Here is a 24,363-nt window from a genome sequence, read left to right on the forward strand (position 1 = left end):
GGAGAAAAATGCTTCGAGGAACAAATCAAAAAACAATTCTTTGCTTTGGAGCAGCTGAAAGCAATTTGGAACAACAGTTGAATGATAGAGAACTCAGGAAAAAAACAAATCCGTATGACCCATTGGTTTATATGGAAGAGTTAGTCGACTATCTCATTCAACAACCTTTTGAGAATTTCTCTCTTCAACCCAAAGAGTTGATTGACCAAATAAAAGAAGGCAGCAAATATCCACTCTGGGAAGATATTCAAGCCATCATGATGGAGGACCCAAGGTTTCAATTACACAGGATCTACTCGGAGCCGTTTCTTGAGGAGTATCAACAATACAAGGAAACAGGACAATTTGCCAATCACTCAATGAAAGATACTTTAACTTATAGTCTACGAATACAATTGTTAAAAAAAACAGAATTATTAATGATTGAAGTTGCAAAAAAACGAAGTGATCTTATCATCTGGATACCTTTAGATTCTTATGATGGGGATTTTGTAACGACGATCCAAGGGAAGCAAAATAGATATAAAGATTTTACGTTACGCAGTTTATACCATGAAAAAGATAAGCTCAAAGCATCAATTGTCTTTTGGGAGCATGGACAAATCGTCGCAGCTCCTTGGGAAAGAAATGCTAGATTATGGAGAAATTGTGTGGAAAATGATTTGAGAAAATCATCGGCTATTTCCCCGTCAGAGAGCCATCTTCTAATCTACGGATTACGGGTAGCACGTATCCACTTTAACTATGAAGATCAAGTTTTGCTAAAACATTTCCAATATAAGGACATAAATGATTTTAATATCGATAAGTATAATGATATTTTAATGGAAAGTATTTTTGAACATATAAAACATTGTCCTACAGAAAAAAGTAGAGACGAATTTTTTAGTCATTGGATTGATTACCTCCCCGAAAAGGAACGCTATTTACCATTGTGGGAAACATATTATCATGTCACACAAACGATTGAAAAATTTCAATTGAAAAACATCTTTAAAGAGGTCATTTCAGAAGACGATACCCAATTTGATCGTCCAGAGATCAAGCAACACTTCATAAAAAAAGGCTGTAAAATAGGGATAGAACTCACTTTGTTGTCTCAACATGTCACAATAGTCTTTCTATTAGACGAACTTTGTGACCTAAGAGTAGTAAAAAAAGTCCCCGGCATTACTGGAAGTGAACTACGCTATATGTATCGAAACTGGGAACGGTTTAAGCAGCGAGTCGTTTTTATTGAAAAGAAAAAATTTGTTTCTCCACCTTGGGAATCTGATCCTGAATTTTGGGCAACCTATCAGCCTAAGTCAAAGAGCATGGCACAACCAGAAGGGTATACGCTTAGTGATAAAAAAGAATTTAAACAGTTGAAAACCTACGCAAAGACGAATAGCCAATCGCAAAGTAAACAAAGAATCAGACAGATGGAACATTGTCGCTGACTGAATCATAAAAATACATACTGACACACCATTGAGACGAATAGATAAAAAATAAGACGATTGGGAGGTCAACTATGATAGATCAAACAATGAACGAATTCAGAAAAAAATTAGATATATTAGCTTTATCTTTATCACTACAAGAAAATATCAATCATTTTGGTTTAAATAAAGACTATCAATTATTATTCTCAACATATATTCAAATGATTCGTGAGGATCAAGACAATTTTTTTATTGAAAAGGAACGAAAAGAAAATATCATGGAATCGCTAAAGCGAACAAAAGATTTTTATGATTTTGAGAAAAAAGAACAAGTGCAAATGATCTTTGAAAAACTGAGAAATGATGATCCAACAGATTTCATGCTTATTCCCTCTTCATTTTATCCAGGAGAGTATGGGGCAGTATCACCTCATACATGTGGATTAACAGTCTATAAAAAAAATGATTCTTTTATAATTATGAAGGTGGATAAAGAAAAAAATTTCGATGATCACACGGTTTCTTATTTTGAGATTCCGCCAACAAAAATTTTGGAACTAAGTGAACTGTTTCTTAAAGAGCGATTTCATGAAGTTCGCAAACCATATTTTATATTGAGAAGGTTAGCAACTCTTTCAATCCAAAACGAATCAATCGGTATACCAGCCATCACGATGAAAGAACAAAAGAGTGGGAATTGTTCAGTTAGCGAAGTTGATGCTTCGCTAAAAACAATTTTATTCAATTGTAGGAAAGATATCTTTTCTTTAGAGATGAATAATCAAGTGACACCTAAATGGCATTCAAAACATGCTGAACCGTCTTTGGAAATGCACAATAGATTTCTTAGTGCTTTGAAAGAAAAGAATCCAGATTGGAATCGGCAGCTCGATTATATCTTTATTTATTATTTATATAAAAAAGGCCAACTTAAAAGTGAGTTTTTAAAAAATATTGATACAAAAAAACGTCGATGGCATCTACAAATCCAGTTTCTTTTTAAGGAAGATCCATATATTTCAGCAATATTCAATCATCCTGGCCAACTTCCAACTATAGATGAAAACTTGATCCAAGAAAAATCCAGCAATATCATTCAATCACTAGGTATTCATACCACAAGTAAGCTTGCAGAAATTTCTTCTGGTGATTTAAAAGAATATCTCTATCAGCAAAAGTCCATAACCGATACAATAAATGGTCGTTTACCATTTATACAAGTTACAATAGCTAAGGAAATGATCCAGCGAATGTTATCTAGCTTAGAAAAGAAAGAGCATGAAGTAACGGAGGAATTACACCGACGAAAAGTATTAAAAGAAAAAAGGAAAGAAATAAGGTTGGAGCAGAACTTGAGCAACCCTGCATCTATTCATTATCAACCGGAGACGATTTTTCCAATAGAAAAAAATGTCGAGAAGTTAAAACATGTATTGATTTTTGGTGACGAACAGGATAGAAAAGGCTTAATGGAAAAATTGGATCATTTAGATCCTAGACAAAAAAAGATACCCCATGATTCGAAAGTTTACATAGAATTGATTTTTCACGCCTTAAGAAAACGTTCAATTAATTCCAAGAATTTAGAAAGAGCAATACAGAACAATCCTCTACTTAATGAAATCATTCAAGTAATAAGAGATAGCATAGATTTGAACACAAACGCTGTTTATCCAATGCAATCACTGGGAGAGAGGCAAGAGTGTACACAAACAATAGAATATACTAATCAAGACTTTGAAGAGATTGCAGATGCGGGGAGCCAAAACCCCTTGATCCACCGTTCTGAATTGATCCTGATTGAAGCTGTTAAAAAAAGAGAAGATGTTGAGCTATGGGTACCATTAGATTCGCTTCGCCATCAAATGGATCAAACAATTGACAGTTTTAGAAATGATGTGTTCGATCATGCGCTGCGAGTCTTGTATCTTCAAAGAAATCAACTACAAGGTAGATTTGTTTTTTGGGAAAATGAGCAAAGAGTAGTGGCACCATGGGAGCGTGATCCAGAATTATGGGCAAATCGTGTACCAAAATCAGTTATCAAAAATGAACCCTTTCCTATAGAGGATTCACATACAGCGGCAACTCAAAAAGCAACCATAGATGTGCTTCCACCGTTAAATGAACAGGCAAAGAGATTTGAACGAACATTTACTTCGCTAGATAAGATCGAACCACAAAAAGCTAAGGTAGTAGTCACTGATAACCTTAAAGATTTCAAGAGTGTCGTTACCCACTTAAGCACGGTAGTAAAAGAAGGCCAAGTTATAGTAGCCTCAATGAATGCAAATGAAAAGATAAATGAATTGGCTAGTGTCAAAAGATGTTTATCTGGTAAAGAAACTTCAAAAAACAAGGAAGCTGTTATAAATGCCTCTTTGGATGAGCTTAAGTTGTGTAAAAATGTAAGTGCTCTATTTAGAAGGACAGCATCCAATACAGGAGTGGAAATGGAACTAGATCCACCACACAAAGCAATAAAACGATTGGTTGATCAAGCAACCGATCAATTAATTCAAAGAAAAGGTCACTCGTATCACACAAGAATTGCAGGAATGAATGATCGAAGTACGAATACTAGTGAGAACGCTAGAAATAAGACCCATTGCTTTAGTAGTGTTGTGTCTCGGTTCAATAATGTATTTGAAAAAGGGAAAAACACTCCAGTAGAAAATGTGACTACCAAACCAACCAATACAGAAAAAGTTACGATGACTAAATTGTTAACTGGTTTTCGATCAACAAAATTTGGACAGAATCTCGGAATGCATCAGACAACAAAACACCAGCAAAAAACATTGACGGAACGTTGAGTTATCTTTAAGAGAAGAGTAAAGAGTGTTTCGTACAAGAAACAATCATTTATTGTTATCAACTTCTATAAAAATGTTGGAACAAGATCAAGATGAGTTTTTACTGTAGAAAAAATGAACAGAGGAAAGCAGATGAAGCTGCTACTCTCTGTTCATTTTTGTGATTATCCATGATTACTCAATTACCAAGACGCCTTCTTTTAAGGCAAAAGGATTTTGATCATTGATATGGTCATAGAACATTACGCCATTGATATGGTCGATTTCATGTTGTACTACGATGGATTCATAATTTTTTAAACGGATTTTTTGTTTCTCACCGTTTTTGTCATAATACGAAAGCGTGATTTTTGCATGGCGCACAACATACCCAGGGACTTCACGATCGACAGATAAACAGCCTTCACCTTCGCCTAAGCAAGCATTCTGGACGGAATGGCTCAGGATTTTTGGATTATACATGACCGTACTCAACGTCGGTTCTGTGATTTCTGGATCTGGATTTGGTACGTGGACCGCAATGATCCGTTTTGAAATATCAAGCTGAGGCGCAGCTAGGCCGACACCACCACGTAAATTTAATTCTTCTGCTTTGATTGGATCTTGGCTATTTTTAAGAAATTCCAACATTTCTTCTCCTAATAAGAGATCTTCCTCACTGAGTGGAAGAGCGACTTCTTGCGCTACTTCACGTAATGTTGGATTGCCTTCTCGAATAATGTCATCCATTGTGATCATGGAATATGTACCCCTTTCTTATCAAACACTCTCTTTTCGGTTAATAGTTTACCATAAATTTGAAAAAGTAGTAGCCTGATTGTTTAATCAACTAGATTTTCTTAAGGATTCTACACTTGATTTATTAGGAAGATTCAGGTAAAGTATAGCTGTATGTTTAAAGCATATGTCCTGTTACTTGGTTAAACGAATCACCAACGTTTTACTCAGTCACAGGGGAATAATTAAACGAGGTGAAAGAAATGGCAATTTCAAAAGAACGCAAAAACGAAATCATCAAAGATTACGCACGTCATGAAGGAGATACTGGTTCTCCAGAAGTACAAATCGCTGTATTAACTGAAGAAATCAACCACTTGAACGAACATGCACGTGTTCACAAAAAAGATCATCATTCATACCGTGGTTTGATGAAAAAAGTTGGTCATCGTCGTAACTTGTTAGCTTACTTACGTAAAACTGACGTTCAACGTTACCGTGAATTGATCCAACGTCTAGGCTTACGCCGTTAATTTTTAACAGAAAGTGGGGTTCGCGTGAATCTCACTTTTTTACTTTAAACTATCAAACATTTCTGTGAATCAGCTCGATGGACTCCTACTAACCAAATGAAAGGTGCAAAAGATCGCTTTCGCGGTTTTCATTTGTTTAGTAGCGTCTAGCGTTCACGAGAAGGAAAAGGAGTATTTATGTCAGAAAAACAAGTTTTTAAAACGACATGGGGCGGACGTCCCTTAGAGATCGAAGTTGGCCAATTAGCCAAACAAGCCAATGGAGCAGTATTAGTTCGTTATGGGGATACGGTCGTATTAAGTGCGGCAGTTGCTTCAAAAGAAGCCAAAGATACAGATTTCTTCCCATTGACGATCAATTATGAAGAAAAAATGTATGCAGCTGGTAAGATCCCAGGAGGATTTATCAAACGTGAAGGTCGTCCAAGTACGGAAGCAACCTTGACTGCTCGTTTGATCGACCGTCCGATCCGTCCAATGTTTGCGGAAGGTTTCCGTAATGAAGTCCAAGTCACAAATATCGTGATGAGTGTGGAAACAGATTGTTCTCCCGCAATGGCAGCAATGTTAGGTTCTTCACTAGCTTTATCGATTTCAGATATCCCATTCGATGGACCAATCGCAGGTGTTGAAGTTGGCCGTGTCAATGGCGAGTACATCTTGAACCCAACAGTTGAACAAGCAGAGACTACCGATATCGAATTAAGCGTAGCTGGTACAAAACAAGCAATCAACATGGTTGAAAGTGGCGCAAAAGAAGTTTCTGAAGAAGATATGCTGGGTGCATTATTATTTGGATTTGACGCAATCAAAGAATTAGTCGCATTCCAAGAAGAAATCGTTCAAGCTGTCGGCAAAGAAAAAATGGAAGTTTCTTTATTACAAGTCGATGCTGACTTGAAAAAAGAAATTTTTGATGCATCATATGGCACGATGAAAGAAGCGGTCATGACAGAAGAAAAATTAGCTCGTGAAGATAATATCGACCAAGTGAAAATCGATATTCGCGAAGCTTATGCAGAGAAATTTGCGGGTCATGAAGAGGAAGCGCAATTACTAAAAGAAGTGAAACAAATTACGGAAGATCTTGAAAAAGACGTCGTTCGTGAGTTGATCACGATTGACAAAATCCGTCCTGATGGTCGTAAATTAGATGAGATCCGTCCTTTAGCATCAGAAGTTGGCTTGTTGCCACGTGTTCATGGTTCTGGATTATTTACTCGTGGACAAACTCAAGCACTATCATCATGTACATTGGCACCTTTAGGGGAACACCAAATCATTGATGGCTTAGGTGTAGAAGTCAGCAAACGATTCATCCACCATTACAATTTCCCACAATTTTCTGTGGGTTCAACTGGTCGTGCCGGTTCACCAGGTCGTCGTGAAATCGGTCATGGTGCATTAGGTGAACGTGCATTAGCACAAGTGATCCCTTCAGAAGAAGAGTTTCCTTACACGATCCGTCTAGTGGCAGAAGTGCTTGAATCGAATGGTTCATCTTCTCAAGCAAGTATCTGTGCAGGTACCTTAGCATTGATGGACGCAGGTGTGCCAATCAAAGCACCTGTTGCTGGTATTGCTATGGGATTAGTATCTGATGGTGAAAACTACACGATTTTAACAGACATCCAAGGTCTAGAAGACCATTTAGGCGACATGGACTTCAAAGTTGCCGGAACAAAAGATGGAATCACAGCACTACAAATGGATATCAAGATCCAAGGTATCACGGAACAAATCTTAAAAGAAGCACTGGCACAAGCAAAACAAGCACGTATGGAAATCTTAGAAGAATTGACTTCAACGATCGCTACACCACGTGAAGAGCTTAGCCAATATGCACCTAAAATCGAAATGATCCAAATCGATCCTACGAAAATCAAGGATGTCATCGGTAAAGGTGGCGATACGATCAATGGAATCATTGATGAAACAGGCGTGAAGATCGATATCGATCAAGACGGTAAAGTAAGTATTGCTTCTTCTGATAAAGAAATGATCCAAAAAGCAATCAAGATCATCGAAGACTTGACAAAAGAAGTCAAAGTTGGCGAAGTCTACCTTGGTAAAGTTGTTCGTATCGAAAAATTCGGTGCATTTGTCAACTTGATCAAAGGGAAAGACGGCTTAGTCCATATCTCTCAATTAGCGAATGAACGTGTGAACAATGTAGAAGACGTTGTGAAACTAGGCGATGAAGTGTTGGTGAAAGTGACAGAGATCGACAAACAAGGTCGTGTGAATCTTTCAAGAAAAGCAATGTTGAACGAAGAGGACAAGAAGTAATTCCATCGTTTTAAGATAAAAGTTTTTTAATAAGCGTACTACTACGAAAATAATTTTATATTTTCAAAAGTAGTACGCTTATTTTTTTAAAATCGTTAAAGTAAAACGCATAAAGGGTCAATTTATATTTTCTTAATAAACACTTAGTTATTTAAAGTGCAAAAGGAGGAATGGAAATGATCCATTTTTTATTCTCATTGATTGTAGGTGGCGTATTAGGATTCGTTGCTGGAGCTGTTCTTAATGAAGATGTTCCAGGGGGCGTCACTGGAAATATTATCATTGGTTTCTTTGGAAGTTGGTTAGGTGAATTTGTGTTAGGCGATCTAGGTCCATCAATCAGTGGCTTTTATCTTATCCCATCATTGATCGGGGCACTCGTTTGTTTGGCTCTTTACTCCTTTACAGCCGATTATTTAAGAAGACGTCGATGAATCGGTTATTTTTAGCTGATTTATTGACACCGACGTTGAATACTTGGATAATTAGGTGGAATTTAGGTCAATCATAGGATTGGAGAAATGAGGGGGAACAGTGACAACAAAGCATAACACAAAAAAAATCTCGATGGCTGGGTTATTAGTCGCCATGGGGGTTGTTTATGGAGATATCGGTACCAGTCCGCTTTATGTAATGAAAGCAATCGTAGAAGACAATGGCGGCTTGCGGGGGATCAACCCAGATTTTGTTATCGGAGCAGTCTCCTTGATTTTTTGGACTTTGACATTATTAACGACGATCAAATATGTCGTGATTGCTTTAAATGCAGATAACCATGGGGAAGGTGGGATTTTTTCTTTATATACTTTGGTTAGAAAAGGCGGTAAATATCTGATCATACCTGCAATGATCGGTGGCGCAGCATTATTAGCAGATGGGGTACTGACCCCCGCTGTAACGGTTACGACCGCTATTGAAGGATTGCGTGGGATTCCACAATTCTTTGACCGTTTCGGCAATGACCAGAACATCATCGTCATTATTACTTTAGTTATTATTTTTGTTTTATTCATGGTCCAACGATTCGGTACAGAAGTTGTCGGGAAAGCATTTGGACCGATTATGTTTTTATGGTTCACCTTTTTAGGCGCGATGGGCTTGTTTAATTTCAGTCAAGACTGGACAGTGATCCGTGCCTTAAATCCTTATTATGCGATCCAGTTGCTATTTAGTCCTGATAATAAGCTAGGTCTATTTATTCTAGGAAATATCTTTCTGGCTACTACTGGGGCAGAGGCGCTTTATTCTGACTTAGGACATGTCGGAAAACGAAACATTCGTTTAAGCTGGCCATACGTTAAAGTATGTTTGGTATTGAATTATTTTGGGCAGGCAGCATGGCTGTTGAATGTCTATCAAAATCCAGAAACCCAAGCGATCGAAAACTTGAATCCATTTTTCAAAATGATGCCGGCTAGTTTTACCGTCATTGGGGTCATATTTGCAACGATTGCGGCTGTTATCGCTTCGCAAGCGTTAATTACTGGGTCATTTACTCTAGTTTCAGAAGCAATCAAATTGAAATTATTGCCTCGGTTGAAAATCATGTATCCCGGAAGCAGTATCGGGCAAATGTATATTCCAGCAGTAAATTTGATTCTATGGATTGCTTGTTCACTGGTTGTTGTTACCTTTAGAACCTCACACCATATGGAAGCTGCGTACGGGTTGTCCATTACCGTAACGATGTTGATGACGACTGCCTTACTTTATTTCTATTTGCTCCAAACTGGCTATCCGAAGTGGTTAGCTCATACAATTACCTTTTTCTTTGGGGCAATCGAAGTCGTCTTCTTTATTTCAAGTATCGTGAAGTTCTTCCATGGCGGTTTTGTCGCTGTGTTGATTGCTTTAGTCATTCTAGCAGTCATGTTTGTTTGGGAACAAGGAAATATCATTCGTGAATCGGTCGCAGAAGAAGTGGCATTAAAAGAATATATTCCACAACTTCAAGCATTGAAAGAGGACAAATCCTTACCAATGTATCAAACGAATGTAGTTTTCTTAGTGCCAGATATGGCAGATGGGAAGGTTGGTCGTCAGTTCGTGTATTCCATTTTAGATAAACGACCAAAGCGGGCGAAGGTCTATTGGTTTGTCCACGTAGAAGTAACCGATGAACCCTATACGAAAGAATATCAAGTGGATATGATGGGAACCGACTTCGTTGTTCAAGTGAACCTGTTCTTAGGATTCCGCGTACAACAAGAAATCAATGTCTACGTTCGACAAATCATCCACGATTTAATGAAACAAGGACGTCTACCAAAACAACCACAGACGTATTCATTGACTCCAGGAAGAGAAGTCGGCGATTTCCAATTCATCTTGATCGACGAAGTAGTTTCCAATGTAACAACTCTTGGAAAATGGGAACGACAAATCATGCAAGCCAAACTTGCCATCAAGAAAATCGCTACGACGCCAGAAACATGGTTTGGTTTAGAATACAGTGAAGTCAAACATGAAACAGTACCTTTGCTGATTGGTGGAACAAGAAAAACGTGGTTGAAAGAACGAAAAAGTAAGTAGATAAAGAATTAGTTTATGCTATACTAAAACTGGAAAGAGGAGTTGCGATAACAACTCCCCTTTGACAGTACCGCTTAATTAACAGCGGCATATTTCAACTTATTTTTTACAAAATAACCGTCCTTAGCCGAGGACGGTTATTTCTTTTTGTCGTCGCTAAGCAATGCTACAACCAACGTAATCAGAGCGATAGTAAACATACCAAAGCTGAGCATCAATTTAGACTAAATGCCCAACTGACAGAGGATCTTCCCTAGAACTTAATCTAGTAAGCATGTAGATAGTATGCTATACTAAATACGAAAAGAGGAGTTGCATCAACAACTCCCCTTTGACAGCGTTGTTTAAAAAACAGCGGCATAGGTTTAGTTAATTGTTATAAAAATAACCGTCCTAAGCCGAGGACGGTTATTTCTTTTTGTCGTCTCTAAGCAATGCTACAACCAACGTGATCAGGGCGATGGTGAACATACCAAAGCTGAGCATCAATTGGATTGTATCGAGTGCCGACAAAAGGCGTCTCCTTTCGTAAGATTTAGAAAGTATGTGCATACGCACCACCTCGCTTTCGAAGGATAGCCACCGTCATTAAACTGTACTGTCACGTAATAGCATAGCACATGCGCACATTTTAAACCTTAATTTATAAATTTTCTTGTTATTGAATAGCTGTTGAATGCTAGTGATACAAGTGAATAAATCCTCCCATTATTTAAAGTGATCTCGTGGGAGAAGCAGAAATCAAAAGCCTCCTAGTTATACTCTTTTTATGAAAAGTTGTACAATTGAAATGAAAAGTGAGGCGAAACAAATGGTATTAAATTTTGTCATATTATTTTTTATGATAGCAATCACTGCTTTTTTTGTTGCGAGTGAATTTGCTTTGGTAAAAATCAGACGTTCCCGTTTAGAGCAATTGGAAAAAGACGACGTGAAGAACGCCAAACTAGCGCTGCATGTGACCCATCATTTAGACGATTATTTATCTGCAAGTCAGTTGGGTATCACATTGACAGGCTTGATCATTGGTTGGGTTGGTGAAGGTTCTGTGGCAGCATTGTTGGAACCTTGGATCGGTCAGCTTCCGATCGGACGGGGAATAAGTGCAACGATCTCTGTCGCATTAGGGTTCATTCTGGTGACGTATGTCGACGTTGTGGTGGGGGAACTTTTGCCGAAAAGTTATAGTATCGTCAATACGGAACAAGTTGTGTTATTCGTAGTCAGACCCTTGCATTATTTTTATCTGGCGATGTTTCCTTTCATCTGGGTATTGAATCATTCGGCAGCAAGCTTAGGTAAATTGCTAGGCGTGAAACTAGTATCAGAAGGTGAAGAAACACTCTCGCAAGAAGAATTGACTTTAGTTGCCCTCAATTCTTACCAGCAAGGTGAGTTGACAAAGGATGAATACCAGTACTTAGAAAATGTCTTTGAATTTGATGACACACTGGCAAAAGACATTCAAGTAGATCGGACATCGATGCAAGTATTTGATGCGTCAGATACAGTCAAACAAGCCATCAAGGAATCGATTGAACGTGGGCATACGAGATATCCTGTCATACTGGAATCCAAAGATAATGTGTTAGGATACGTGACATTACCTGCGTTGATCAAACAATCTTTAGAAGATGACCAGATAACGGTGGAGTCTCTGATTGAAGAACCAATCGTGACAGCAGAAACTATCCCCATCAAAAAACTATTGACGATCATGCGAAGAAAAGGAAAACATATAGCGATCTTAAAGGATGAATATGGTGGGACAAGTGGACTTGTCACGATCGAGGATATTTTAGAAGAGATCGTCGGTGAGATTCGAGATGAAACAGATGTGGACCAAGCATTGATTGCGAAACAAGCAGATGGCAGCTATATTGTTTCAGGTAAATTGACACTTGATGATTTTGAGCGCTACTTCAATGAGGATGTTCCAGAATTTGAAGAAACGAATTTTATCACTCTGGCTGGCTTTATGTCAAGCTATCAAAAAGAGATCGAACCAGGTACAGTGATTACGATTGGACAATTCAAATTTACAGTTTTGGAATATGATCATGCACATATCGACTATTTCAACTTGGTGATTTTACCAACGAATCCATAGAAAAAAAGTGTTCTTCCCGTAGTATAGGAGGAACACTTTTTTTAATCTAATAACTGATTTCAGCATCTTCAATTGAAAATTGCTGTTGTTCGGCGTCTAGCTGTTTCAAATGTTTCACAGCGCGGATATAAGAGTAAAGCAAGACAATGACAGAACCAGCCCAAGCGAGTGGTGAAGCAAGAGCAGCACCTGGATAGCCCCAGATTCCAGTCAGAATGATTGCAGCGAAAGAACGCATGATCAGTTCCATCATCCCTGCAATCGTCGGTACTTTACTTTGACCAAGTCCTTGTAATGTGTAACGTAAGATAAATAGGATAGCTAAGATCCAGTAAAGGGAGCCGTTGATGTTGAAATACGTTTGTGCCAAATCAAAAACGACAGTTTCATTTGGGCTGACAAACAAGCTCACCAATGGTCGACCAAGGAAAATGACAATTGCTCCGGCTAAGAAACTAAAGCCGATACTCATCACTAATGTTTGACGAACGCCTTTTAAGATACGCCCATATTGTTTCGCTCCATAGTTTTGTGCTGCAAAAGTCGCCATCGCAATCCCAAAGGACATCATAGGTTGAACAGCAAATTGATCGATTCGACCAGCTGCGGCTTGAGCAGCTACGACATCTGTACCTAAGCTGTTTAATGCAGATTGCAAGACGATTGCACCAATCGCAATGATCGAAGATTGGAAAGCCATTGGTAAAGCAACATTCAAATGCGTACGGATCTCTTGTTTATCGAACGAAAAATCTTTTTTACGTAATTGAAGCATTGGAATCTTTTTCTTGATATAGACGATACATAATAGACTAGAAGCAATTTGCGCAATCACTGTTGCAATAGCAGCACCTTCTACTCCCATACCGAAGTTGATAATAAAGATCAAATCCAAGACAACGTTGATAATTACCGCAACGATCAAAAAGAGTAAAGGCGTTCGACTATCACCAAGTGCGCGAATAACATTTGACAATAAATTGAAGCTGACGGCAGCAAAGATTCCCCATAGGATGATCACGATGAATGTTTGTGCTTCATCAATGATATCTGCAGGTGTTTGCATCAACTGGAGCATCGGACGAATAAATACTAAGCTAAGGACAGTTAAAATCACAGTAACAATGACACTAATCATGACACTTGTAGCAAAACTTTTTTTCAACCCACGGAAGTCTTTCGCACCATATCGTTGTGCTGTAATAATGGCTAAACCAGCGGTTAGACCTTGAGCAAAGCCAATAATCAAGAAAGTTAATCCACCGGTAGCTCCTACAGCCGCTAGTGAGTTTTTCCCTAATGTCTGCCCAACGATGATCATATCGACCATGTTGTAAAACTGCTGAAAAACATTGCCTATCAATAAAGGGACAGTAAATAGCAAAATCAGTTTGGCTGGGCTTCCTTTTGTTAAATCGCGCATCTTGTAAACTCCTTATTTCTTTTAAAATTTAGTTAGTAGTATATAGTGTTTACCCTTGGAATACCAATTAGAATCTGATGATAAATAAATAGCTAAAATGCTTTATGTTTTCTGAAAATTTTCAGAGAAGATCATCATAAAAGTAGCCAAGAAGTGAGTCTGCGATGAAAATCAAAGAGTCAACTTACTTGGCTATCGTGCAAAACAAAGGGTTTTTTTTAGTATTGTTTAATTTCACTTGGGAGAAGAATGGTTTCTCTGGTCCCATCATCATAGGCAAATACTTGCGCCGGATACTGTGGAGAATAAGGGAATGGTAAATCGATCCCCATCTCGACGGTACTGCCTGCTTGAGAAAAATGCAAGGTTACTTTCCCATGATTGTTGATTAAATCAAAAGCTAAAATATTATCTAATGGAATAACACCCTTAAGGTCTAAATCAATAACGAACCAGATACTATCGATCAGTTCATCTGGTAAACTTGATACCACACCTAGTGATGCGTATCGATTACGGCTATTATCAAAACTTTCAAACATCGGCTTAGCCTCCTTTGTCTAAAAAACCGAAATGACGAGAACAACATATTATTATCAGGATAAACGAGTTATACTTTTTTAACGTTGGTTCATTCTAATAAACATTTATACAAAATGCAACAATATTTGCATACTTTTTTTCAAAGTATAAGAAACTTTTAAGAGGACTTCAAGAAACCTTACTATATAAGGGTTTTTGCGCTTATCAAAAAAACAAATAAGGGTTGATAATAGGAATATACCATTCTTAAAACAATTTATTTTTAAGTGGGAATTAAAAAAAACGAAGCAATGACACAAGTCACTGCTTCGTTGATCAAAAGACGTTTATTCTTCAGTTGAACCAATCACTTCTGGTTGTGCTGCTTCACCAGTTGATTCTTCTTCTTCTGTTGGTGCAACAACTGCGGCGATTTGTTCTTCTCCATCAGTAATGATCGTGTATGCGTCATTTTTTGGTAGATCCGCTACAGTGATCGAATCACCTAATGCTAAATCAGTGATATCCACTTCGATGTTTTCTGGTAATTGATCTGGCGTAGCAGAAACAATCACAGTATATAGGTTTTGAGCCAATACACCACCAGATTTCACACCAGTAGATTCGCCAACAAGGACAATTTCTGTTTCGACTTCTGTTTCTTCTGTCATATTAACAGATAGGAACTCCACGTGTTCTAATTGGTTGGTAAATGTGTTTGATTGGACTTTATGAACAAGTGTGTTGACTTTTTTTCCTTCAATATTCATTGTGATAACTGTGTTTGCGGCATTCTCACGCAATACTTTACTAAATGTCGCACGATCAAATGAAATTGGCGTGCTTTCTACATTGTAGCCATAAACGATTGCAGGAACTTTTCCTTCATGACGCAATTTGTTTCTCAATGAACGGGGACGTACTTCTCTTTTACTTACTTCTAATGATACTGACATAACCAAAATTCCTCCTTAAAATGTGACTGTCTGCTTTGGTGTCAGACAGATTTTATTTAAGTGAATGTCACATGGTCTCTTGCACATTATCAGGTAGCGCGAAAAAACGCAAAAAGACAGATGCGCGCATCTGCCCTTAAAAAGTCAGGATTCAACTTTTCTCCACCAGGTCATTACGCTGTGTATGAGAAATCCAATTCACTTTACTCTTCAACCGTAACGCGAATTTCTAAGTAAGTCAAGGAAACAACTTAACGTTTCCATTTTGCATGATGTACGATTCAGGTTATAATGCGTATGTAGCTAGGAAAGGAAGCAGTTATGCGGTTAGATAAATTAATAGAAAAAGAATTAGAAACATCACGTAAAGAGATGAAACGACTTTTTGCGATGAAACTTGTACGTATCGATGGTAAAGTGGAACAGAAACAGAATCGTAATGTGGATAGTTTGCTCCACTGTATCGAAGTGGATGGCGTAAATCTACATACAAATGAAGTATACTTTATGCTGAATAAACCCAAAAAAGCTGTAACAGCGGTGACAGACGTTCACAAAACGACCGTTATCGATTTGTTGGCTTCAGCCGACCGCACCCAGCCTTTGTATCCAGTGGGGCGATTAGATCGTGATACAACAGGGTTATCGCTAATCACTTCAAATGGACAATTAGGCTATGAAATGTTACTGCCTGAGAAGAAAGTGAAGAAAACATACGTAGCAGTTGTCAATGAACAAGTGACAGAAGCTGATCAAGTTGCTTTTGAAAAAGGGATCATCTTTGATAGTGGCTATCAGTGTTTGCCAGCCCATCTAGAAGTCTTGGATATCCAACAAGGTCAAAGTATCGTACGCCTGACGATCCAAGAAGGAAAATTCCACCAAGTGAAAAAAATGTTTTTGGCTTGTGGGAAAAAAGTGACAGCATTACAACGCATCAGCATGGGTCCATTACAGTTAGATCCACATTTAGCTGAAGGTTCATATCGTTCATTGACGTTAGACGAACTAAAAAAACTAAAAAAATATTTTAAATAATAAAAGTGAATTGGGTATTTCATTCGATGGATTTGTATTACACTCCTAATAGGAGTAAGAGGTGATGTTCTATGTCTGGAATCGAAGGAAAAGACAAAATTAACGAAAAAAAGAAAGTTCAAGTGAATATCAATAAGAATTTAGCTACTGACGTCGAAATCATTTTAGATTCATTAAGAGTAAATCCATCTATCGTAATCACTGCTAACAACCTAACAACCCACGAAAATGCAAATAAACGAAACATTAAATATAGAAGAAATAGGAGAATTAGATGAAATATCATACATTATTATTCGACGTAGATGATACGTTATTAGATTTTCAACAAACAGAAGCAGAAGCCTTGCACCAACTCTTTGCGGAACAAGGCATTGAACTGACACCAGAGATCAGAACAAGTTATAAAGCATTGAATCATCATTTATGGCGAGAATTTGAAAAAGGGCAGATGACAAGAGATGAAGTGACAGGCAACCGCTTTGGTCTGTTGTTCCAACAGTTCGGCAAGACAGTAGATAGCCAAGCAATGGATCAACGTTATCGACATTATTTGAATCAGGGCCATCATTGGATTCCTGGAAGCCATGAATTACTGGAAGCAGTGTCAAGTGAAGCTGAACTTTATATAGTGACGAATGGGGTTTCTCAAACCCAACATCGACGATTAACAGATGCTCGGATGATCCATTATTTTCGAGAAATTTTTGTTTCAGAAGCAATTGGCGCACAAAAGCCAATGAAGGCTTTTTTTGATCACGTGTTTGCTAATATTCCTGAGTTGGACAAAGAACGAACGGTGATTATCGGTGATTCACTGACTTCGGATATCAAAGGTGGAAATGAAGCAGGGATCGATACGATCTGGTTCAATAAAAATAAGTTGCCTGAAATACCAGAGATCCAACCAACCTATCGGATTGATTCTTTAGAAGAACTTTACCCGCTCTTGGAAATCTCACCTCATTAATTTTCAGAAAAATAGTGCATTTTCCTTTTTTTTCGCTATAATAGATTAGAATGAAAAAACGGATATGAAAGAGGTTTTAGTCAATGACAAAAAGCAAGCCAATTATCATTGGTGTGACGGGCGGATCGGGAAGCGGAAAGACAAGCGTCAGCCGAGGGATTTTTAGTCACTTTCCAGACCACTCCATCATGATGCTTGAACAAGATTCTTACTATAAAGATCAAAGTCATCTTAGCTTTGAAGAACGGTTGAATACAAACTACGATCATCCTTTTGCCTTTGATAATGAACTGCTGATCCAGCACGTTGAAAAACTACTGAACTATGAAGCCATTGAAAAACCAGTCTATGATTATGTTGCCCATACGAGAAGTCAAGCAACAATCATCCAAGAACCAAAAGAAGTGATTATTTTGGAAGGTATCTTGATTTTAGAAGACGAGCGTTTACGTGATTTGATGGATATCAAGATCTATGTAGATACAGACGATGACATTCGGATCATTCGCCGCATCAAACGTGACATGGAAGAGCGCGGCCGTACCTTAGATTCTGTGATCGAACAATATTTAACAGTCGTTAAGCCGATGTATCATCAGTTTATTGAACCAACAAAACGTTACGCTGATATTATCGTTCCAGAAGGTGGCGAAAATCACGTAGCTATCGACTTGATCACAACGAAAGTTGCTAGTTTTTTGAATCACCAGTAAAAAGTTAAGAACAGGTGTTAGAACTGAAGTAGTCGTTATGCCTATCTTCTAAAACCAAATAAACGGCGTTTTATAAGTAACTTCTGCGGGTAATCAGTCATAAAGAAGTGCTCAAATCCGAGAAATAAGCGTGAAAAACCGAAAATTTTTCTTCAAATTTTTGGGATTTCACGCTTATTTCTGAAGGAGCTTCTTCACGTTGTTTATTCGGGCTTAGGAGGCACAAGAGGATCAAGCTTCTGTTGCACGAAGTTGCATACGACGATTTTGTAGTTGTTCATTACTTGTTCTTTTATGAAACATAGAAAAATGAAAAGTGTAGGAGAAGCGTATGGCTGAGAAGAAAACATGGGTACATAGAACCATCCAAGTCGCACCACTCGTTGGATTAAGTATTTTTTTCATATTGATCATGTATGGCTATCGACATGGCATCTTTCAATCGGCAGATTCTTTGCAACAATTCATGCAACAATTTGGGAGCTATGCGATCATTTTATTTATTCTTATCCAAATCATCCAAGTGATCATTCCGATTCTGCCAGGAGGGATTTCTTCTGTTGCAGGAATGTTGATGTTTGGAAATGTCTTTGGGTTGCTGTATAGTTGTATTGGCTTGATTATTGGTGAAGCAATCGGCTTTTTATTCGTGCGTTATTATGGTACGAGTTTTGTCCGTTTTATCTTATCACCAAAAAAATTTCAAAAATTTGAACAGCTAGTCATTGAAAAAACAAACAATATCAAAAAGGTATTGATCGTTACTTTACTTTTGCCTTTTGCGCCAGATGATTTGATTTGTCTCGTCGCTGGGTTGACGAAGCTTTCATTTAGAGAATACATGCAAATCGTTATTCTTTTAAAACCTTGGTCGGTCGCTGTATATAGTATGATCATGTTGTTTTTATTCCAACAGGCACAAGGGCATTTTTAGTTCATTGAACGGGGGAGAGTAAATGTTGGAGAAAGTAATAGTAACTGAGAAAGAACTCGATGAACTCGTGGCAGTTATCCATGACGTATGGCCAGAAGCCTTTACGCCGATCATCGGTCAAAAGCAAGTCGCTTATATGTTGGAAACATATCAATCAAAAGAACAGATTGAAAAAGAATGTGCAACAGGAGTCAATTATTTCTTATTGAAGCTAGATGGGCGGACGGTTGGCTATACTGCTTATGAAAAGATGGGTTCTTCGATCTATTTAAGTAAACTCTATATTCTTCGAGAAGTACGAGGGAAAGGTTTGACCTCTGAAATTTTTCGTTGGTACGAACAACTAGCAAAAGAAACAGAAGCACAGGAGATTTTCTTGCGTGTCAATCAAGGAAATCAACAAGCAATCGCAGTCTATCAACATCAGGGATTTGTCATTGAGGGAGAATTGATCAGCGATATCGGCGAAGGATTTCAAATGGTTGATTATAAAATGAAAAAAAGACTCGCATAAAATGGTTGGTTGTGTTAAAGTATACGTTATGCGACGGGTCGAGAAGATCTCTGAACGTTAGAGGTCTAATTGATTTTGGCGGCACATGATCCACGGATCACCTACCGGATGTAGGCGTGCTGGACAAGACTTTTGTGGAGAAGGGCTTGTCTGTCTGAATCTTTCAGGCACCAGTGAGTGGCGAACAGAAATGTTCAACACTCAAAAATAAGCAGGGATTCCCAAATTTGCTAGTCAAATTTTGTGGGGTTCCTGCTTTTTTTTCTATCGGTTGACTGCGGATCAGTGTGCTGCTTTCACAACCTCTATAGGGTGTTGACTGCTTTGCTCCTATGGTATAATCAGTTTTGTACCTACAGACATGTGGGTATGTCTATAGAGATGATGCGTTGACATGACAAGTCACTCATGTTTAACACGTAAGGAGTTTTTATATGATTGATAAAATCAAACGATTTGGGCGGAACTTTACCCAGACGACACCTTTTATTTTGAGTAATACGGTTATCTTGGTGCCGTATCTTTTATTTTTAAGTTTGAGTGATGGGAACCAATGGTTATCGATTTTACCCTTCACTTTGTTCTATACCTTTCGCATGACAGGTCTGTTTTTAGTTAGTAGTATTCGCTTTGGTCTGGATAGCTATACCTTGTTGATGATTTCTTTATTGATGGGTGGTGCAGGTTCGTTGATCGGGATTTTTGGTGTCCTTTATTTCCCGTTGTATTATCTATCAAGTGTACTTTTAGGACTAAGTGCGGCATGGCTGATCCCCACAAATATCACAGTGAATTACCATGAAAAACAACAGGGATTCACGAACATGTCAGCAAATAAATTTCCATTTGCGATTTTGTTGTTGCTTCTTTTGTTTCGGGTGATCGAGCTTCCTGGGTCAACACAAGTCGTCATGACGTTAGCTTTATATACATTGTTCTATATTATGGCATACCATACGGTCAGTCATTATCCACGCTACGAATTAGATTTTAAAGAGATGAAGTCGAATGTGGTAGTTACCAAAGAGTTGCTTTTATTTATCGGCTTTTTCGTTTTGTTGTTTCTTTTGAGAAATGCTCGTTTGTTGATTGACCCTGCGTTATTTGATGTGGCAATCTATGGATTTATGCTGTTGTTTCTATTTGCGGCTTTTTATCTTGGGAGAGCGAGAAAGCATTGGAAATTACCCACTTGGTTGAATAGTTTTACTTTTTTGAATGGCATGTTAGGCAATTTTCTTTTTTTATTCGGGACACTTTATATCGGTCGTATCTATGGTTTCGACTATTTGGGCGTGTATATGTATTTACCTTATGTTGCAGGGATGGTGTTAGCTAAAATCATTGGCAATCAAGTGATCCAGATTCCGACGATCGAACCAGTCCTCATTCAACTAGCCGGAGTATTTAGTTCGTTGATGGTACTGTTACTTCCACAAATCGGTTTTGTGGTTGGCTTATTCTTATTAAGTTTTTGGCATGCGATAATAGGCAGTTGGTTGAATCGTACGTATTATGAGATCGACGCAGAAATACCGATGGATAATCGCGTGATCAAGAAGTTTACGACGCAAAACAAAGGAAGTGTGACCCATCAATTCTTATTGATGTCATTGATGTTGTTGATGGCACAATGGTTGGACAAACCTGTGAGTGTATTGCTCCAACTGACTGGTAGTCTGAGCGTGCCAAACGCGATGATCCAATTGTTAGTTTACGTAAAATGGATAAATGTCAGTGTATTGCTCCTTGGGGTAACTGCTGTTTATCTTTTATGGAGGAAAGAACATGCGAAAAATATTCATTGATGGTGACGGCTCTCCAGTGAAAAATGATGTGATTGAAATTGCGGCATCTTTTCAATTAGAGGTAATGATCGTGACAAGTGTCGATCACTATACTAATAAAGAGTATCCAAGTTATGTACAGTTTGTTTATGTCGATAAAGGGGCAGACAGTGCAGATTATAAAATCGTCGGGCTGATCAAAAATGGTGATTTTTTGATCACTCAAGATTATGGCTTAGCTTCACTGGTCTTACCTAAAGGTGTTAGAGTCTTTCATCAATCGGGGAAAGAGTTTGATACCACGAACATTGACGGATTATTGGAACAACGTTACCAAAGCAGTAAGTTGAGAAAAGCGGGTATCCGGACGAAAGGGCCGAAGCCTTTCACTCACGAAGATCACCAACGGTTCAAAGAAGCGCTGATCCGAGCGCTTAAAGAAAGTTGAATAGAATATAAAACAGGTGAACATTGTTTCTAACTAAACAGAAGCGGTGTTCATCTTTTTTATTGCTAAAATAAGTACGATATCTTTGATTGATTCTATAACAAAAGATATAATTATGAAGATTATTTAATTATATAATCATATATTTTTAACCAAAAAAGAAGGGAGTGCAGAAAATGAAACATGTGAAGGCGTTGGTGGTAAAAGCAATCATGATTTGGGCAATTTTGTGGATCGTTTTAACGGGACTGTATGGTGTTAGTTTCATGGATTCAACGATTGTCGGAGTAATCATTGTTGTCATGATCTATGTATTAGGTGATTTGGTGATTTTACGAAAAGTAGGAAATATCGCGGCTACAATTGCAGATGCTGGTTCAGCTGCAGTCATTCTATGGTTATATCTTTATTTTATGAACGATATGACGGATATTTGGATGAAGGTTTTAATACCTGCGTTATTGATCGGGATCGCTGAATGGTTCTTCCATAAGTGGTTGTTGTCACAAAGAATCGTACCAGATGAACGAAAAATGAAATAATCAAACAAAAAAAGCTGAAATTATCAAATAGATAGCGAGCAAAAGGCTACAGACTAAAAAACAGGAATAGTGTGTATCCTTAACTCTAATCATCAAGCAATGAGGTTGTGTCAAAAGCACACAGCTTAAAAAATAAACGAGAACATCCGAAAATAGTTTCATATTTTGGGATGTTTTCGTTTATTTCCGTCGTTTTTTATAATAGTTGATCAATGTATCGATGGCTAAAAAGAGAATGACTACAGCTGCGATCGTATACGTGAATATACCTAATAGTGTAATAAAATTGATTTGATCGTCTGGTGCAGCTTGGACGAGCAGCGAAGAACCGACGATCAATGCGGCGAGTATCACACCAAATACTAAGCGGTTCACCATACTTTCGATCCGGTTCATCAGTTGGTCTTGTTTCTTTAGTTCCAAATTGATTTTTCCTTGTCCAGAACGCCAAGTTTCTAGAAGATGGTAGACTTGCTGTGGGATTTTCGGTACGGTTTTGATACCATCGAGTATATCTAAGCCCGCTTGCTTCAATGTATCTTCGACAGAGAGATGTGCCAAGAAATAACGTTGTGCAATAGGTGTAGCGACTTCCATCAAAGAAACTTCAGGATCAAGGACACGAATCACTCCTTCTAATGTGCTAAACGCTTTAAGCAATAACGTGATATCACGATCGATTTGTAAGTTGTTCTGGTGGCAAATCGAGACGATCTGCGCAAAGACTTCTTGCAAGTCGATTTCTTCAAGGGGGAGGTCTAAATATTGCGTCAAAAAGCTAGCGAGTTGTTGATGGAATTCACTTTCATCAAAAGGCCCTTCTTGTTGACATAAGTTGATGACGGCTTTTTCAATACGGTAAATATCTCGTGCATAAATCGCTAAAACGATTTCCATCAGCTTTTGTCTTAGCGAAGCGGAGAGACTACCCATCATACCGAAATCAATATAACTGATTGTATATGGTTGCAATGGTTCAGTGACAGTAGCAGTCGTTTTGAAAGAAATCGCGCCTAGTTGTTTTTGGTGTTCTTTTGTGTCTGTCGTTACATTTTCTGAAAGTTCTTCAACGCTTAAAGGATGGAACAATAAATTCCCAGGATGTGGATCGGCATGAAAAAACCCATCGTCAAAGATTTGCTTCATAAAATGTTCAATCAATCGTTTAGCCACTTGTTGTTTCAATTGAGTATTCGTAAGTGTCTCAATGAGACGTTCATCCGTTTCTTCAAGATTCATCAATTGGTTGAAGTTCTTTCCAGACATTTCTTCCATCACAATGACTTTTTTTGTGCAAAGTGCCTCATAGATTTTAGGGGATCTAATTTCATACCAATGGTTGTTTAGGTCATAGAAACGTGCGCCATTTTGACTTTCTTTGTAGAAGTCCAACTCGTTTGTCAATGAACGTTTGACTTCTTGCAACACGCCTTTTAAATCGATGACGCTTGTTTCAGGAATATATTTGATCAAAGGAATCGCCCGTTCAAATAACTGTAAGTCCATCATGATTTCCTTCGCAATATTTGGATGTTGGACTTTTACGACGACTGCATCGCCATTCTTTAATGTTGCACGATGCGCTTGCCCCATAGAGGCAGAAGCGAAAGGTGCTTTATTGAAGCTAGTAAAAATCGTTTCTAAGGATGCGTCTAATTCCTGTTCAATCGTTTTTTTCGTCGTGACAAAGGGATCACTTGGTACATTGTCTTGCAATGTTTTGAATGTCTTAGTAAACTCAGCAGAGAGTAAGTCATCACGTACAGAAAGCATTTGCCCAATTTTTATAAAGGTTGAGCCAAGTTCTTCAAAGGCTTTTTTTACTTGTTCAGGATTTTTTTGTTGGATCAGATTAGGCAGAACATTTTCTTTGATGAATACGTGAATGATTTCTGTTAAGCGGCTTCGAGAAGTAGTTTTGGTCATAACTATGCCTCCTTTCTCTTATCATAACGATAAAGAAAAAAAGCGACAACTATTCCGCTGTTTTTTGAATAAAATGACACGTACCTCACCTTTTTTCAAATAAGCTGTTTGCATCTTTTGTTTTTGTGCTAAAATATGAAGTAAAAATGAATGATATCGAATACAG

General features: G+C 38.0%; 22 protein-coding genes and 1 pseudogene. 16 read left to right on the top strand and 7 right to left on the bottom strand.

Going from position 1 to position 24,363, the window contains the following annotated elements:
- The first annotated feature begins 8 nt into the window (after positions 1-8).
- Both I2F89_RS13320 and I2F89_RS13325 read left to right on the top strand, forming a co-directional pair.
- On the top strand, positions 9-1,442 hold the full coding sequence (locus tag I2F89_RS13320; protein ID WP_071866105.1) for a hypothetical protein: 1,434 nt from the start codon (positions 9-11) through the stop codon (positions 1,440-1,442).
- A 323-nt stretch (positions 1,443-1,765) separates the two neighbouring features.
- Positions 1,766-4,243: a hypothetical protein gene (locus tag I2F89_RS13325; RefSeq protein ID WP_195514491.1), complete on the top strand. Its 2,478-nt coding sequence runs from the start codon at positions 1,766-1,768 to the stop codon at positions 4,241-4,243.
- A 174-nt stretch (positions 4,244-4,417) separates the two neighbouring features.
- On the opposite strand, the gene def is transcribed toward I2F89_RS13325, so the two are convergent.
- Entirely contained in the window at positions 4,418-4,981 is a 564-nt protein-coding gene (gene def, locus I2F89_RS13330; RefSeq protein ID WP_010734376.1) for a peptide deformylase, read from the bottom strand.
- 242 nt (positions 4,982-5,223) lie between these two features.
- Between def and rpsO the strand changes: the two genes are divergently transcribed.
- The 4 genes from rpsO (at position 5,224) to I2F89_RS13350 (ending at position 10,314) form a co-directional block, all read left to right on the top strand.
- Positions 5,224-5,493 carry a 30S ribosomal protein S15 gene (gene rpsO, locus I2F89_RS13335; protein ID WP_010734375.1) on the top strand — a complete coding sequence of 90 codons (270 nt, stop codon included), beginning with the start codon at positions 5,224-5,226 and terminating at the stop codon, positions 5,491-5,493.
- Between the two features lie 177 nt (positions 5,494-5,670).
- Complete coding sequence (gene pnp / locus I2F89_RS13340) at positions 5,671-7,782, top strand: polyribonucleotide nucleotidyltransferase (protein WP_071866107.1); 2,112 nt, start codon at positions 5,671-5,673, stop codon at positions 7,780-7,782.
- 176 nt (positions 7,783-7,958) lie between these two features.
- Positions 7,959-8,216 carry a GlsB/YeaQ/YmgE family stress response membrane protein gene (locus I2F89_RS13345; RefSeq protein ID WP_065096493.1) on the top strand — a complete coding sequence of 86 codons (258 nt, stop codon included), beginning with the start codon at positions 7,959-7,961 and terminating at the stop codon, positions 8,214-8,216.
- Positions 8,217-8,316: 100 nt separating this feature from the next.
- A complete protein-coding gene (locus tag I2F89_RS13350) occupies positions 8,317-10,314 on the top strand; it encodes a KUP/HAK/KT family potassium transporter (protein WP_115357113.1) in 1,998 nt (665 codons plus the stop codon).
- Positions 10,315-10,451: 137 nt separating this feature from the next.
- Here I2F89_RS13350 and I2F89_RS13355 read toward each other — a convergent pair.
- Both I2F89_RS13355 and pepG1 read right to left on the bottom strand, forming a co-directional pair.
- Positions 10,452-10,529, bottom strand: a pseudogene (locus I2F89_RS13355) (putative holin-like toxin); the annotation flags it as partial.
- 193 nt (positions 10,530-10,722) lie between these two features.
- Positions 10,723-10,866 (bottom strand): type I toxin-antitoxin system toxin PepG1, encoded by a 144-nt coding sequence (gene pepG1 / locus I2F89_RS13360; protein ID WP_086335327.1) that lies wholly within the window; start codon positions 10,864-10,866, stop codon positions 10,723-10,725.
- A 259-nt stretch (positions 10,867-11,125) separates the two neighbouring features.
- On the opposite strand from pepG1, the gene I2F89_RS13365 reads away from it, so the two are divergent.
- A complete protein-coding gene (locus I2F89_RS13365) occupies positions 11,126-12,424 on the top strand; it encodes a hemolysin family protein (protein ID WP_071866222.1) in 1,299 nt (432 codons plus the stop codon).
- 46 nt (positions 12,425-12,470) lie between these two features.
- Here the strand turns inward: I2F89_RS13365 and I2F89_RS13370 are convergent, their stop codons facing one another.
- From I2F89_RS13370 to I2F89_RS13380, 3 genes are all read right to left on the bottom strand, one after another.
- A complete protein-coding gene (locus tag I2F89_RS13370) occupies positions 12,471-13,847 on the bottom strand; it encodes an MATE family efflux transporter (protein WP_010734370.1) in 1,377 nt (458 codons plus the stop codon).
- A 218-nt stretch (positions 13,848-14,065) separates the two neighbouring features.
- Positions 14,066-14,389 carry a DUF960 domain-containing protein gene (locus tag I2F89_RS13375; RefSeq protein WP_071866112.1) on the bottom strand — a complete coding sequence of 108 codons (324 nt, stop codon included), beginning with the start codon at positions 14,387-14,389 and terminating at the stop codon, positions 14,066-14,068.
- A 327-nt stretch (positions 14,390-14,716) separates the two neighbouring features.
- Positions 14,717-15,325 (bottom strand): 50S ribosomal protein L25/general stress protein Ctc, encoded by a 609-nt coding sequence (locus I2F89_RS13380; RefSeq protein ID WP_195514492.1) that lies wholly within the window; start codon positions 15,323-15,325, stop codon positions 14,717-14,719.
- Between the two features lie 321 nt (positions 15,326-15,646).
- Between I2F89_RS13380 and I2F89_RS13385 the strand changes: the two genes are divergently transcribed.
- The 9 genes from I2F89_RS13385 (at position 15,647) to I2F89_RS13425 (ending at position 22,271) form a co-directional block, all read left to right on the top strand.
- A complete protein-coding gene (locus I2F89_RS13385) occupies positions 15,647-16,363 on the top strand; it encodes a 16S rRNA pseudouridine(516) synthase (RefSeq protein ID WP_071866114.1) in 717 nt (238 codons plus the stop codon).
- 71 nt (positions 16,364-16,434) lie between these two features.
- A complete protein-coding gene (locus I2F89_RS13390) occupies positions 16,435-16,641 on the top strand; it encodes a hypothetical protein (protein WP_229078136.1) in 207 nt (68 codons plus the stop codon).
- The gene (locus I2F89_RS13395) at positions 16,638-17,333 is read left to right on the top strand and encodes a YjjG family noncanonical pyrimidine nucleotidase (RefSeq protein WP_074799587.1); all 696 of its coding nucleotides are present in this window, start codon (positions 16,638-16,640) and stop codon (positions 17,331-17,333) included. The genes I2F89_RS13390 and I2F89_RS13395 overlap by 4 nt, the downstream gene beginning before the upstream one ends.
- A gap of 83 nt (positions 17,334-17,416) precedes the next feature.
- Positions 17,417-18,046 (top strand): uridine kinase, encoded by a 630-nt coding sequence (gene udk / locus I2F89_RS13400; RefSeq protein ID WP_010734363.1) that lies wholly within the window; start codon positions 17,417-17,419, stop codon positions 18,044-18,046.
- Between the two features lie 331 nt (positions 18,047-18,377).
- Complete coding sequence (locus I2F89_RS13405; RefSeq protein ID WP_010734362.1) at positions 18,378-18,980, top strand: TVP38/TMEM64 family protein; 603 nt, start codon at positions 18,378-18,380, stop codon at positions 18,978-18,980.
- Positions 18,981-19,005: 25 nt separating this feature from the next.
- Positions 19,006-19,494, top strand: a complete 489-nt coding sequence (locus tag I2F89_RS13410; RefSeq protein ID WP_177187663.1) for a GNAT family N-acetyltransferase — start codon at positions 19,006-19,008, stop codon at positions 19,492-19,494.
- Between the two features lie 434 nt (positions 19,495-19,928).
- A complete protein-coding gene (locus I2F89_RS13415; protein WP_074799589.1) occupies positions 19,929-21,302 on the top strand; it encodes a hypothetical protein in 1,374 nt (457 codons plus the stop codon).
- Positions 21,283-21,729 carry a YaiI/YqxD family protein gene (locus I2F89_RS13420; RefSeq protein ID WP_071866118.1) on the top strand — a complete coding sequence of 149 codons (447 nt, stop codon included), beginning with the start codon at positions 21,283-21,285 and terminating at the stop codon, positions 21,727-21,729. Before I2F89_RS13415 ends, I2F89_RS13420 begins: the two co-directional genes overlap by 20 nt.
- Before the next feature lie 176 nt (positions 21,730-21,905).
- Positions 21,906-22,271 (top strand): DUF2512 family protein, encoded by a 366-nt coding sequence (locus I2F89_RS13425; RefSeq protein ID WP_071866119.1) that lies wholly within the window; start codon positions 21,906-21,908, stop codon positions 22,269-22,271.
- Between the two features lie 180 nt (positions 22,272-22,451).
- Here I2F89_RS13425 and I2F89_RS13430 read toward each other — a convergent pair whose 3' ends face one another.
- Positions 22,452-24,197, bottom strand: coding sequence for an ABC1 kinase family protein (locus I2F89_RS13430; RefSeq protein WP_195514493.1), 1,746 nt, complete (start codon positions 24,195-24,197; stop codon positions 22,452-22,454).
- Positions 24,198-24,363: the final 166 nt, after the last annotated feature.

It is taken from the genome of Enterococcus sp. 1001283B150225_161107_E12, from assembly GCF_015556925.1.
In the GTDB taxonomy this organism is placed as follows: Bacteria; Bacillota; Bacilli; order Lactobacillales; family Enterococcaceae; genus Enterococcus_B; species Enterococcus_B mundtii.